An 11,712-nucleotide genomic window follows, 5' to 3' on the forward strand; every position below is an offset into this window, starting at 1 on the left:
GTCTCAGCAATCGTTTCGGGCCGCTCAATCATTTCTGCTATGTCAGTCATGATTTTCTCCACTATCACCTGCGTCGCCCAATCCAAGAATACAATAGCGGGGCTCGATCCCAAATTGACCGCCTTGCAGTAGATAGGTCACGCGTTTGCAGATTTCGTCGTATCCGACCGATACTCCATCAGGAGCGATGGCGTACCCGCTCTCGCTTATCTTACGGAGTATGATAATGTCGCCTGTCTGAAAGGCTCTATCATTCAAGCGAACCTCGAATGTCTTTTCGCCTCGACGGACTGCATCGAAATATCGGTCGATGGTCCTTAAGTAATGGATTTGGGTCATGACGCGCTCCCTTCATCGGGAATGCGGGTGAGGTCGGAAAGATCAGCGACGCCCCTTGTTCTGTTGGGGTACAACACCCACGCTACGTCTTTGTGGATAGCGAGTATTTTGATAAGAGCATTGCCCCACATAACCTTGTCGCCAACAGCGAAAGGGCGCTCAACGAGTTTGAGTGAAGGTTCGGTTGGCTGGATACTAACCTGGTCGTCACCGATGCTAACATCGAGGTAACGGCTTATTGCCCCTATGTTCACAATCGTCCCCTCAACCGTCACGCGGTCGCCTATGCGGTATTGGGTCATCACGCTGCACTCCCATTGGTGGCGAGGGGAATGAACCTGCCATCGTTAAACTCATCATGCGGCCTCGCCCACAGTTTGCCGTCCTTAGCGCGGTAAATCACAAGGACAGCGGTTTCCTCGCATGGGCTGGTTGTTTGCAGGCTGGCATAGCCTTCAATGCGGTATGTCGAACCGCGCTTGACGTGCTGGTGTGTGGGCTGCCAGCAGTCATCGATGCTAGGTGCGGGAGGGGTGGCGAGGGCGGATCGTGCGATCGCGGCTATTTGTTCGCAGATGAGATCGGCGGATAAGCCATAGCTGACGCCAAGGTCCGCCTTGTCGCGGATCTCCTGCAAAGCCGCAATCATTGAACCTGGCTGCGCTGGTGTGCCGACCACAGGATTCATTTCCCTTTTCCCCTCGTTTGTGGTGCGTGTTCTGGCGAAGCAAAATCGCTGAGCATATTGTTGCTCGGCACCTTGGTGATCTGCCGATCGGACTGGTCACTGATCCTCGCGCGGTCCAAAGCATCGAGCGCGGCCTCAATGTCCGACTCTGAAGCTTCAGGGTGCTCGCTAGTTCGATGGAAGTTTCGAAGGATATTTGCTGCTCGCTGGCGAAATAGAATGGCACTCAAGAGAAAACCTCCTCGATAAAGGCGTCGAGGCCTTCGGGCCGGTCGACGGGATTAAAACACACTCGGATCGCGCACCAGTTCGCATGCTGCAGCCGGTCGATCGCGTTGGTCCGAAAGCCAAGCCCCGGCATCCGAATAAGCCGGTCGATCTTGCGCCGCCGTTTGGAAAGCTGCCGGTGCCGCTTGACCAGAGATGGGGGAGCCATCTTCCAGCACTTGTGGCAGACAATCTCCCAACCAGCCGGGTACTTCGCCGCGGGCGCTGTGCGACCGCAACGCGGATTGATACAGGGGATGCGGTCGGGCTTCATGGCTGCAATCTCTCGTAAATGAGAGCGGTCATGACGAAGGTGGCGGCATCGAACGCCCCCATCCACGCAAGCAGTAAGGCCAGAGTGAATACGAACACCCGCGCAGCGACTATGACAGCACCCTTCATCATCAGAATGGGATTTCGTCATCGAGGTCGCGGCTGGCACGGCCGGAATCTTGCGCTCCCTGGCTCCGCTGACTGCCGCCCCCATTATCGCTCTTGGCTTTTCCACCGTCGCCGTCACTCTTGCTTTCGAGAAGATATAGCCTCCCGTCAAAGCTCCCGATTACGATCTCGGTTGTTGTGTGCTTCTGCCCGTCCTTCTCCCATTGGCGGTATTGGATCTCTCCCTCAACGCCAACTTGAGCGCCCTTGGTCACGTATGAATCGACGATTTTGATGATGTTTTGATTTTGGATCTTCACCCGGTGCCACTGAGTTTTTTCCTTGCGCTCACCGCTCGTTTTGTCCCGCCAGCTCTGCGACGTCGCCAGCGAAAACTCCGCAATTTTGTCGCCACTACTGAAAGATTTAATTTCCGGGTCCATGCCTACGCGGCCCACCAGAATGACTTTGTTTATGCCTGCCATTTCGTTACTCCATTTGGGTTTGTGTGTTTCGAGATCACGAGACCACCAATGTAAGGTGATTGGCCGCCCTGGTGACTGCAGTGTAGAGATGGCGCTGCCAGTCGGTGCCGAATGCGGAGCTCTCGTCGAATACGCAGACGTTCTGCCATTGCGATCCTTGGGATTTGTGGACCGTCATCGTGTAGCCGTAGTCAAACTGCTGCATCCCTCGCTGGGCCTTCCAGTGAATGTCCTTGGCTGTGTTTGGGGTGGAAAAGAATTGATCGAAGACCCTTACGGAAATTTTGCCCCGCTCAGGCGCATCCGGATCTTCGATCGAGAAATAGTGCACTCGCCCCTCAATGCGCTGCTCAGTCTTGTTGCGGCGCGATATTTTGAAAGATTCGCCATTGTAGATTTGCAATAGACGGTCGTTACGAAGGCACATGACTATCTCGCCCTTCTGTGGAGGAAGGGTGGGATTAAATCCTCGGACCTGGCGCATCCGTCTGTTGAAGGCATTTCTGGTGGCGTTCCTGCCGACGATCACTGCGTCGGCCCCTGTCACTGCGGCCGGGTTAAGGTCGGCCTTGCGGCACATTGTCAGACCATCGGTGACCACCAGGTCGTTTCGGTTCCACCGACCCTCGCGAACGTCAGTGGCAAGCCGTATGATCGGACTGTCCTTTGCCTGCCGATGGATATCGGTGAGCATGTAGTGGGGCGGGCCCGACGTGAAATATCCGCCGCCGCTGACTGGTGGTAGCTGGCCAGGATCACCAAGCGCCAAGATAGGAACATTGAAGGACATGAGGTCCTGGCCAAGTTCTTGGTCGACCATGGAGCACTCGTCGATGATGACCAGAGCAACGTCATCAAGCGCTCTCTTGTTCAAGTGCCGCTTCACCGCCCCGGTCGATTCGTCAGTGGAGTGCGTGTAGATCAGAAAGTGGATGGTCGAAGCATTGGTGCAGCCAGCATCGCGCATGACCTTGGCGGCCTTGCCAGTGAACGCGGCAAACCTGACCTCGCCGTTCTGCATGGATGCGATGTGCTTGGCGAGAGTGGTTTTCCCCGTCCCGGCGTAACCGGCGAGATAGAATGAAGTCTCCCATTTGGTGCGCAGCCATGCGCCTACGACTGACATGGCATCGCTTTGCTGTTTCGACCAATTGGTCACAACGCTCCCCCCACCACATCGAATAAGACAGTCCCGCCACCGATCGTCGCCCGCTGCATAACTGTGGCCAACCGGTAAAAACCGGCATGCCCTGCGAGCCACTCAGCTGAATAGACCTGCTGCGACCAGCGGGAGCCGTGCGCCTTCATCATGAACAGTCTGGCGGTGTGGTGGCTCTCGCTGATGATCTCGACGTAGCATCCGGAATACTCATGGCTGGCGTCGAAGGTGGCATAGTGCCTCTCCTGGTCGGCGATGGGTGGTTTCTCCGTCACTGCGCTCTCCTCTTGAGTTCAAGCCGGGCGGTGTGCACCACGTCCTCTCGTTTCGGGTCGTTCGGCATTTCAGATTTGTTGACGATCCAATCGAGGTAACCGTCGGGGAGATCGGAGAAGCGAACGCCTTTGTGTTCACCAAAGCCGATCTTCAACAGCACGACGGGCTGTCTCGATATCGTGACCATTTCCTGCAGGGTCAGCAGCGGCAGCAGCCGCAGAAGAATGTGGGCGGTGACCCATGTATCGGGGCCAGCGTGGTGCGAGGGTTCCGCCCTCGGGTCGTCCAGACAGAGTTCCAGTTCGTAGCGGATCGCCCCGTTCTTGTGGCTCTGCAGCGTGGGCCAGACGCGCCGAGCGCATTTGTGGGTACAGATCCACGGCAGGGGGTGCGGAATGTATTTGCGGTCGAATTCGGCGTTGTGGGCGCAGAGATAGTCCGCGCCACCGGTGACCAGACGACGAGCCTCGGCAGGTGAAATGCCCGTCTCGGCTTCGGCCTGACTGATATGGTGCGTGGCCATCGCGCCGAACTTGATCTGCATGCCGGGGTTGACGAGCCGGGCATGAGGCCCGGACTCGATCTCCCATGACGATCCAAACCAGCGCACGTCCGTCCAGCCGATCTCGACCAATTCAGAGGGGTCGTCGAGATCGGTGGTTTCGGTGTCGATCACCCGGATAAGAGTAAGCGGTGGGATCACGATGCGACCTTGAGCCTGCCGTCAGCCTTCTGGCGCTCGCCGCTGTCGCCTTCGTACTCGGCCCGCTTGGCAGCGTCGGCCATTTCCCCGAACTTGCCGACGCCTTCCCGACGATCGATGCCGAAGGCCGCCGCGTTGGCACGGCGAAGCGCCTGCATCAGTTGAAGCTGGTTGTTCAGCTCGTCGATCTGCGCAGTGAGCGCCCGGTCAAACGTATGAGCAGCTTCAGTTGTCGTTTCAGGAAGTGAGAGTCCGAAGGTGGTAGGTGTCATAGTTGTGTCCTTTCGTTGCCATGATGGCGGGGGTAGGCGGCTGGCCCGAAGGCCAGTCGGAAGAGTCTGCTATGCTTTGGATTTGGAGCGGGTCTTGGTCTGCAGCAGGGCCGCCAGGTCGGATGCCCAAGCCTCCATGGGTTCACCCCTCCGACTGCTTTTCAGCGCCGTCGTCGTAACCCTCAAGCCAAGCCTGTTTCAGGGCCGGGTCGTTGCTGATCACGGCGGGGATCGCCTTGCGGGCGATGCCTTTGGCTTTAGCCTCCCGACCAGCGCGATAGGCTTTTGCGTCGTCACTGGATTCGTCGGCGGCTGACTCCTGAGAGGGGGGGGTGGAGCCAGCCGCCTGGTCGCCTTCCTTAGGAGAGGAAGGCGAATCCGCGTCTTGGGTGTCTTTTGCATGATTGCGGGTGGACGCGGGTTTGTTGGTTGAGAGAGAGTCGTTGTCGAGGATGACGCCATCATCATCGTGTTGCGGCGTGTGGTCGATCCGTCCCACAGCACCAGTCGCCTCATCGAGGCGGGCCGTCAACGAGCCGGCAGGCCTGCGCGTATCGGAAATGGCTGGCCGGTCATCCATCTGGTAAAGGAAGTCATCGCGCTCGAGTAGCGGCATGATTTCGCGCGACATTGGGAGCCGCTTCGCCAGCCGGCGAAAAACCGACTTTTTCCACATTTCCTCAGGCCAGTCTCTCCATGGGCCGGAATCCTTTGACTTCGATGCGTTGCGGATCTTATCCAGATCATCTATCCGCATGGTTTCAACGAACACGCCGCCGGCAGCCATGACAACCTGCGCATAGACGCGCCGCACGACGCTGCGGTCCTGCTGGTCCCCTTCTTCATGGAACAGGTGCTCGCCCGCGTCGTCTGTCCAGGCTCGGAAATCGTCGCCAGCATATACAATCCCAACCGTGGCGCTTTTCACTTTCCCGGTGTTGTAAAGCTTGGTGAGAATCCCTCGGATCATAGGCATCCACTGGACTTTCTTGATCCAGATGTCCTTGCTTCCATCTTTGATTTTTGTGAAGTAGATGACCATTGCGCCCTCTTTCTTGTCAGGCAACAGGCCGTCATTGGCAGCGTTCTTGGCAGCCTCGAATAGGGATATCCGATCGGCGCCGAGTAGGTTCGGATCGGCCATCACCGACGAGAGTAGAGTGCTCTTGAACAGCGCCGGCGAAATATGCGGGGGCAGGGCTTCCGCAAAAGAGTCGAGCCGGGCCTCGAGCTGATTGCGGAACACGACGATAGGAGCCGCTTCTTTCTTCTCAACCTTGTTGGTCACTGCATTCATCGTACTGTCTTTCTTTGGTGAAGGGCGGTCGGAGTATCAGCCTCGCAGGCGGGTCTTTTCGTCCTGAAAAATAGTCACGCCGGCCAGCGGCTTTGTGTTCTTGTGCGTCCTGACATGCTTGCGAATTGCTTTTTCGATTTCATCCGAGGTGAAACTGTCGCGCAATTCCCGAAGGTCGAGCTTTGCCCAATCGGTGACCCTGAACTCCCACGTCTTGGTGCTAAACACGGTTCCCGCCTCGGTTCGGACAGGTCCGCTCCCGGCTGTCACCGCTAAAGCTGCCATTTTTTGCGCGAAGTTTTCTGCCGCTGCCGCCTCGTTCATCACCACGTCGCTCTGAACGCTATGTTCAACCTGGGTGGCTTCATCGAGCTTGGCCTTAGCAATCTCTTCGGCCTTGCGTGCTGCCGCTGCAGCCTCTCGACGTTGGGCATCACGCCTTGCGCTGTCGTAGTCCCCGATCATGCTATCGAAGCTGCTTTTGACCCTGGTCGGGCGGTCCACGATCGCGGTGAAAAATTTATTTGTTTCCTCGACTTCCTCGCGCAGCGGCTTGGTAGTGAGAAGGCGGGTTTCATCGACTTTTTTAATGAGCTTGGCAGCTTGCAGACTAAGGGTGACAAGAGCTTCACGCTGCTCGTCAGTCTTGATTGCTGGTTTCTCGCCTTCAACCAAGCCCACCGAGAGTTGGTCCCTTTGATCGTTGGCCTTGGATGCAAGCGCATCGACGTCTGAAATGAGCGCGACTTGGGAAAACCGAAGCTTTTCCGAAATGGTCAACGGAGTTTCAATTGGCGGGGCGTTGTGGCCCAACACGGCCCGTTCGTTCTCGGCGGTTTCAGAAGCGGCTTGCGTCAACGTCGTGATCCCTTCTCGGTTTAATTCGCAGCACGCGCGACTGTGACTCCGAGGCGACATACGACGCTCGGATTTGGGTGCTGGCTCTGATGTCATAGGAGGCGGTTTTGCCGGCCGCCGAATTGCCAAGGGCAAAGATGATTTGCGGCTTGAGCGTGTCGGCAAGTTTCTTGCCGCTTGATTCCAACTCTTTCGCTTCCTTGTATCGACGGATAATCACGTCGAGGGCTGCGTCGTCAGAAAGATCGCGAACGTCGGTATAGGAATCTCGATAGACGTCGAGCACCGTCGAGCCGTCCTTCTCCCAATCGATAGGTGGGTGCTCTCCCGCGTCCACCACGCGCCAGAACTCGGCGACGCCCGTTTTGATTGCGACCCAATGTCGTTCGATCAAAGGGATATCGATCACATAAAGTCTCAACGTGCCGCGCCAGGTAATGACAACCAACGCTACACAAGCCCAATCGCAACCAGTAAGCCTCGCCTCAGTGATCGCCTGAAGGGCAATCCAAGTGGGGGGGATAACCTGCTTCGTGTCAGGGTCGATCCAGTAATCTTTGAATGCGCTTTCCGACGCGCTTTTAATCTGGACGTTGCCGCGCCCCTCCCTGCCCGGGTCAACAGCAAACGCATCCGGCGTAGCACCAATGCGAATTTTCTCGTCTCGATAGTAGGCATTGTCGGCGTGGTATTCGACAGCCCATTCCGGCTTCTGATCGCGCAACATCGCGACGCCGACGGGTTCGATGTAGACGCCCCGCATCATCGCGTCGGTAGCTTCACCATCGGGTGAGAGCCGACCGGTCTTTTCGGCCCACAGCTGATACTGAGAAGTGTATGGATGCACGTTCAAAACAGCCGCTGCGACAGATGCCGTGACGTCCTGTCGGCGCGCGTCGAGCCAAGCGGCCCGATCTGCTGGTCGGATCACCGTGACGCTCACAGGTTCGCTCCCTCGAACAGGCGCACCTGCGCATCCGTTGCGTCAAGCATCACTCCCTGGCAGGCAACCAGACGCTCCCTCAAAGCCACTCTGTTCGCACGATTGGCGTAGTCGACAACTTCCTCCTCGGCCTTAGTCAACGGCTCGGCCCCGATCATCCACTTGCGGAGAATAGGGGTCACGTCCTCACGTGGGAGGGGGAAGGGTTCGAAAAATGAGGTCGGATGCGGCACAAAGAATCTCCTGTGCCGAAATACTTATAGGGGCACTTGTGCCGCGTCAATGCGAAAGACGGCAATTGTGCCGCTAATTTATTTTTGAATATTTGACGCGATTTTCGGGGGAACCGCGGGAGCGCCCGCGTGTGGGGAACGTAGCGCTAAAGCGCCTGGGGGGGACCAAAGGCCCCCCCGCCGAGAGGTGTTTACTTACAGTCGAGATCTAAGCGCAACGCCGGCGCAAGCGATCAAATGTAGTAAGAAGGATGGTAGTTGTTACTAAAATTCGCGCGTTCGCGGTCGCGCGCTACACGCTCGCGAAAACAGATCAAAACGATCTGGTCAATCCGGGAAGAGCTTCTGGCTGAGAAGAAAAAAATAATTGGTCCAGAGCGTAGTTATTCGGTGATCACGTCCCGGACAACCCAGAGACATCCTTCGAAATCATCGCCCTCCACGCAGACTGTTCCCATCCAATGGGTCTGGTTGATTTCAACTTTCTGGCCTTTGTGAAGGAATCTGCACTGACCTCCCTTTGCGAGGCGCAATGCATTCGCCATGAACATTTGCGACCCCTGGTCCTGCGCGATGCGAACCAAGTGGTATAAATCCTCTCGGTCACTGCAGGCGATCATCTCGTCTTGCACAGCAGCCGCGCTCGCAGCGGCAGCCACCAATGACAGCAGGATAGACGCGATGAGCGTTTTCATTCTCCACCTCTCAAAATGTAGTGTACCGAAACGACTTTGGATTCATCGAACGATAGGCTTCTTGCCGGTTTGAGCTGCTCCAACACAAGTTCCTTCGCGTTCCGGCTGACAAAACGTTTCACGTAGGCCAGCGTTGGGCCACCAGCCTCTGGCCGGATTTGCGCGATCACATAGTCTCCCCGCTTCACCCTCTTTTGGGGGTTAACGAAGACCACCTCACCGTCCTCATACCGAGGGTCCATTGTCTCACCGCTCACGGTTACCGCGTAAGCGCCCAGGACCTCTTCGAGACTTGCCGGCGCCTCGATGTCGCCACAGCGATTGTCGTCTAGCATAAATTCCCCCTCAACTCCGCCGACTGCGCTGCTGTAAAGCGGAACAGTCACCCCCTCTAACGGATTACCGCCAGTAACATGACCGTTGGGAGCGTTACGATCAAATGCCTGAATGTCGATATGGTGAACGTTGCCAGGGTCATTGGGGGACGTGAGCCATGAGACTGGCCACTTCAAAAACGTGGCCAAGGCTTCCAAATTTTCGCCGCGGGGAAATTTCGAGCGTCCGCGCTTGATACCTCGAATCAAGTCCTTGTTGCGTCCGTTGGTTATGATCAGCGAGGCTTCGTGATCTTTCATATTCGGGTACAGTTCGTGCACTCGTGCTCTGATGCGCTCATATGCAGTCATCGCCCAGGCCCCTTATTTTCTACGGGTTTCAGAGCCCGGCATTATGGCCGGATTGATCAGGCACTGTAAGCGGCAATAATGCCGTTGACTAACCGGCACAAGTGCCGCATAAGGTCTGACCATGGACCTGAAAACACAACTCCTGCACGTCGCCGACCGCTTTGGTGAGCTTACCAATCGGAGTCGGGCACGCGTCTCGTCGATGGTCTTGAACCAAGGCCAAAGGCTTGACCGGTATTCAGACGGGTCACTCAGCCCGAGCGTCAAATCGTTCGAGCGCGCAATGGTGTGGTTTTCCAGCAACTGGCCGGCAGGGCAGGTATGGCCGGCGAATATATCGCGTCCACCGGTAAACCCGATTGTGGAAGCTCCTGCAGTACATGACGCCGGCGCCGCCGTCGGCGCAGTTGTAGAAATGGCGCAAGAATGAATCCTGACCGCAAACCAGCGCGGTTCGGTGCCCGGCAGCTGCCCGTTGCTGTCCGTGGCTTGGTGGGTCGTTCTGGCGGCGGAATGACCCACCAATTGCATTGCTTGGAACATTTTGAAACGCCTTCGATCTCTCATGGATCAAAGGTTACGAGAAGCCAAAGCCAATTTCTTGGCTGTGTTTTCCAAGAATCGGCCAGTCAAAATATGGGAGCCGTCACCATGTCAAAAACTGAGCAGGCACGACGTTTAATGCATGAAATCGGAGATCTACTTGCTCCGGAAATGCCAGCGAAGGTTCGTTACCAAAAGGCCTTCCTGAAACTCGTACAACATTTGCCAGCCCTCACGCATCGCCGTGTGCGGTCGCTTCATAACGGGGAAGCACATCGCGTCGACCTCGAAGAAATCGACGCGATGACGAACTTATTGGAGATCGAGATGGCCGAGCGCGAACGTCTACAGTTTGTAGCGTACACCAACAAACTGGTCGCGCTCCACGCTGTAGGTGCAACCACGTTGACACGCCAGGAAGTTTCCACCCTCGCAAAGGTGGCCAGCCGCCCTGCCTATATCTCGAAGTCTGCAAACTCGAACCGTCAAGGTGATCTTGGTCTCCGGGCTGGATAGGCGCGCGTCCCAAGCCACCTTGTCGAAAATAATTCAACCCAATCGAAGGATTTCCAAAATGACAAAAGTATTGGAGCAAGGTCGCAATAGAGCCAAGCCTGACGAAGCTGCGTCCTTCGTGGAGAAGTTCGAGCAGCTTGAAGCCGAGAAGCTCATCGAGAAGATGACCTCAATGGCGAGGATCAAGAAGATCGTCGACCAGCAGAGCGAGCTGCTGGATGATGCGAAAGGGCAGGGTGTCCCGAAAAAGGTTATCCGCACAGTCGTCAAGGCACGCTCCTACGAGGCGAAGTCTAAGGCCGCAATGGAGGAGCTCGAGGATGATGATGCAGCAGATGCTGTAGCCATCCGCAAGGCGCTTGGCGACTTTGCCGACCTGCCCCTCGGTGCGGCTGCAATAGAGCGCGACGATACAACGTCGGCTGTGGTCAAAGCGGTGAACGATTCCCTGTCTGACCAGGAACGAGAATCCGCACGCCAGGCGCCTCCGATCCACTGACAAGTTTTTCCCTCTTCTTGAAGAGGGGACGAGAAGGGCGGCGGTTTGAACGACGCCGGGGTGGCTGCTGGCAAAGCCGATAAACGTCAATGTGCAGCCCCCTGACCGGACCTTAACGGGTCCGGTCGCCCCCACCACCTTCAACAAAACCTAAATTCTATGGGGGCTACATGCGCAATTCAACAGCGCCACGCATACTCGCGCTCGACGTCGCCACTCACGTCGGATGGTGTTACGGGCCAGCTGGCCTGCCCCCTACCTCCGGCAGCTTCCGATGCGCCAAGCCAGATTCATCGAGAGGGTCAATTTTCTCCGGCGCGGGCAGGTGGGCTACCGCATTTATCACCGCCAATCCGGTGGATATTCTCGTAATCGAGGCCCCGCTGCCGGGGAGTCATGTCCAGGGAAAGACCACGATCCAGACCGCGACCATCCTCATGGGTCTGCCGGCAGTGATCGAGTTCATGGCCTACCAACTCAAGGTATACGAACAGCACCGTGTTCTTTTGTCCTCCGTTCGCAAGCACTTTATCGGCAAGGGAGGACTTCAGGGTGACGTCGCTAAGCCTCTCGTTTGGAGGAAATGTCTCGCTCTCGGCTGGATCCAGCCCGATGATACCGATCTCTCCCACGATCGCTCGGATGCGATCGCCGTGTGGTCCTATGCTGAAGCAGAGTTTGCACCCAAGCTAGCGCAGCCTGTCGACGATCTTTTCGTCAAGGCGGCTCAGCGCGCGCGTGTCGCTGCCGCGAAAGTTGAAAGCACTACCCCGCAGCTGATGGAGCGGTTTTGATGCTCCGGTTCCGCAAAATTGTCTCACGTCCAAAACGCACTTTCGCAATCACCGACGTCATCGTGGGGTTTGCAGTGC

At 56.8% G+C, this 11,712-nt stretch carries 21 protein-coding genes; 4 read left to right on the forward strand and 17 right to left on the reverse strand.

Annotation, left to right across the window (positions count from 1 at the left end):
• Window positions 1–42 precede the first annotated feature (42 nt).
• From GA830_RS10235 to GA830_RS10310, 17 genes are all read right to left on the reverse strand, one after another.
• A complete protein-coding gene (locus GA830_RS10235; protein ID WP_195161772.1) occupies window positions 43–339 on the reverse strand; it encodes a DUF3850 domain-containing protein in 297 nt (98 codons plus the stop codon).
• Window positions 336–641, reverse strand: a complete 306-nt coding sequence (locus tag GA830_RS10240; RefSeq protein WP_195161773.1) for a hypothetical protein — start codon at window positions 639–641, stop codon at window positions 336–338. The genes GA830_RS10235 and GA830_RS10240 overlap by 4 nt, the downstream gene beginning before the upstream one ends.
• On the reverse strand, window positions 641–1,027 hold the full coding sequence (locus GA830_RS10245; protein WP_195161774.1) for a DUF1653 domain-containing protein: 387 nt from the start codon (window positions 1,025–1,027) through the stop codon (window positions 641–643). The genes GA830_RS10240 and GA830_RS10245 overlap by 1 nt, the downstream gene beginning before the upstream one ends.
• On the reverse strand, window positions 1,024–1,257 hold the full coding sequence (locus GA830_RS10250; protein WP_195161775.1) for a hypothetical protein: 234 nt from the start codon (window positions 1,255–1,257) through the stop codon (window positions 1,024–1,026). The genes GA830_RS10245 and GA830_RS10250 overlap by 4 nt, the downstream gene beginning before the upstream one ends.
• A complete protein-coding gene (locus tag GA830_RS10255) occupies window positions 1,254–1,568 on the reverse strand; it encodes a hypothetical protein (protein WP_195161776.1) in 315 nt (104 codons plus the stop codon). Before GA830_RS10255 ends, GA830_RS10250 begins: the two co-directional genes overlap by 4 nt.
• Window positions 1,565–1,699 (reverse strand): hypothetical protein, encoded by a 135-nt coding sequence (locus GA830_RS19990; RefSeq protein WP_258045402.1) that lies wholly within the window; start codon window positions 1,697–1,699, stop codon window positions 1,565–1,567. The genes GA830_RS10255 and GA830_RS19990 overlap by 4 nt, the downstream gene beginning before the upstream one ends.
• A complete protein-coding gene (gene ssb, locus GA830_RS10260; RefSeq protein ID WP_195161777.1) occupies window positions 1,699–2,160 on the reverse strand; it encodes a single-stranded DNA-binding protein in 462 nt (153 codons plus the stop codon). Before ssb ends, GA830_RS19990 begins: the two co-directional genes overlap by 1 nt.
• A 34-nt stretch (window positions 2,161–2,194) precedes the next feature.
• Window positions 2,195–3,319: an ATP-dependent DNA helicase gene (locus tag GA830_RS10265; protein WP_195161778.1), complete on the reverse strand. Its 1,125-nt coding sequence runs from the start codon at window positions 3,317–3,319 to the stop codon at window positions 2,195–2,197.
• On the reverse strand, window positions 3,316–3,594 hold the full coding sequence (locus GA830_RS10270) for a hypothetical protein (RefSeq protein WP_195161779.1): 279 nt from the start codon (window positions 3,592–3,594) through the stop codon (window positions 3,316–3,318). The genes GA830_RS10265 and GA830_RS10270 overlap by 4 nt, the downstream gene beginning before the upstream one ends.
• On the reverse strand, window positions 3,591–4,298 hold the full coding sequence (locus GA830_RS10275; RefSeq protein ID WP_195161780.1) for an exodeoxyribonuclease X: 708 nt from the start codon (window positions 4,296–4,298) through the stop codon (window positions 3,591–3,593). The genes GA830_RS10270 and GA830_RS10275 overlap by 4 nt, the downstream gene beginning before the upstream one ends.
• Complete coding sequence (locus GA830_RS10280; protein WP_195161781.1) at window positions 4,295–4,570, reverse strand: hypothetical protein; 276 nt, start codon at window positions 4,568–4,570, stop codon at window positions 4,295–4,297. The genes GA830_RS10275 and GA830_RS10280 overlap by 4 nt, the downstream gene beginning before the upstream one ends.
• Before the next feature lie 142 nt (window positions 4,571–4,712).
• Complete coding sequence (locus tag GA830_RS10285; RefSeq protein ID WP_195161782.1) at window positions 4,713–5,867, reverse strand: RecT family recombinase; 1,155 nt, start codon at window positions 5,865–5,867, stop codon at window positions 4,713–4,715.
• A 36-nt stretch (window positions 5,868–5,903) separates the two neighbouring features.
• Window positions 5,904–6,542, reverse strand: coding sequence for a hypothetical protein (locus GA830_RS10290; RefSeq protein ID WP_210330825.1), 639 nt, complete (start codon window positions 6,540–6,542; stop codon window positions 5,904–5,906).
• 163 nt (window positions 6,543–6,705) lie between these two features.
• On the reverse strand, window positions 6,706–7,668 hold the full coding sequence (locus GA830_RS10295; RefSeq protein ID WP_195161784.1) for a YqaJ viral recombinase family nuclease: 963 nt from the start codon (window positions 7,666–7,668) through the stop codon (window positions 6,706–6,708).
• On the reverse strand, window positions 7,665–7,850 hold the full coding sequence (locus GA830_RS10300; protein WP_195161785.1) for a hypothetical protein: 186 nt from the start codon (window positions 7,848–7,850) through the stop codon (window positions 7,665–7,667). Before GA830_RS10300 ends, GA830_RS10295 begins: the two co-directional genes overlap by 4 nt.
• Window positions 7,851–8,284: 434 nt before the next feature.
• Window positions 8,285–8,596, reverse strand: coding sequence for a hypothetical protein (locus GA830_RS10305; protein WP_195161786.1), 312 nt, complete (start codon window positions 8,594–8,596; stop codon window positions 8,285–8,287).
• Window positions 8,593–9,282: a S24 family peptidase gene (locus GA830_RS10310; protein WP_195161787.1), complete on the reverse strand. Its 690-nt coding sequence runs from the start codon at window positions 9,280–9,282 to the stop codon at window positions 8,593–8,595. The genes GA830_RS10305 and GA830_RS10310 overlap by 4 nt, the downstream gene beginning before the upstream one ends.
• 121 nt (window positions 9,283–9,403) lie before the next feature.
• On the opposite strand from GA830_RS10310, the gene GA830_RS10315 reads away from it, so the two are divergent.
• The 4 genes from GA830_RS10315 (at window position 9,404) to GA830_RS10330 (ending at window position 11,634) form a co-directional block, all read left to right on the forward strand.
• Complete coding sequence (locus GA830_RS10315) at window positions 9,404–9,712, forward strand: hypothetical protein (RefSeq protein WP_195161788.1); 309 nt, start codon at window positions 9,404–9,406, stop codon at window positions 9,710–9,712.
• Window positions 9,709–10,341, forward strand: coding sequence for a hypothetical protein (locus GA830_RS10320; protein ID WP_195161789.1), 633 nt, complete (start codon window positions 9,709–9,711; stop codon window positions 10,339–10,341). The genes GA830_RS10315 and GA830_RS10320 overlap by 4 nt, the downstream gene beginning before the upstream one ends.
• 58 nt (window positions 10,342–10,399) lie before the next feature.
• Complete coding sequence (locus tag GA830_RS10325) at window positions 10,400–10,840, forward strand: GapR family DNA-binding domain-containing protein (protein ID WP_195161790.1); 441 nt, start codon at window positions 10,400–10,402, stop codon at window positions 10,838–10,840.
• Between the two features lie 170 nt (window positions 10,841–11,010).
• Window positions 11,011–11,634, forward strand: a complete 624-nt coding sequence (locus tag GA830_RS10330; RefSeq protein WP_195161791.1) for a hypothetical protein — start codon at window positions 11,011–11,013, stop codon at window positions 11,632–11,634.
• The last annotated feature ends 78 nt before the right edge of the window (window positions 11,635–11,712 follow it).

This window comes from Mesorhizobium sp. NBSH29, from assembly GCF_015500055.1.
In the GTDB taxonomy this organism is placed as follows: domain Bacteria; phylum Pseudomonadota; class Alphaproteobacteria; order Rhizobiales; family Rhizobiaceae; genus Neomesorhizobium.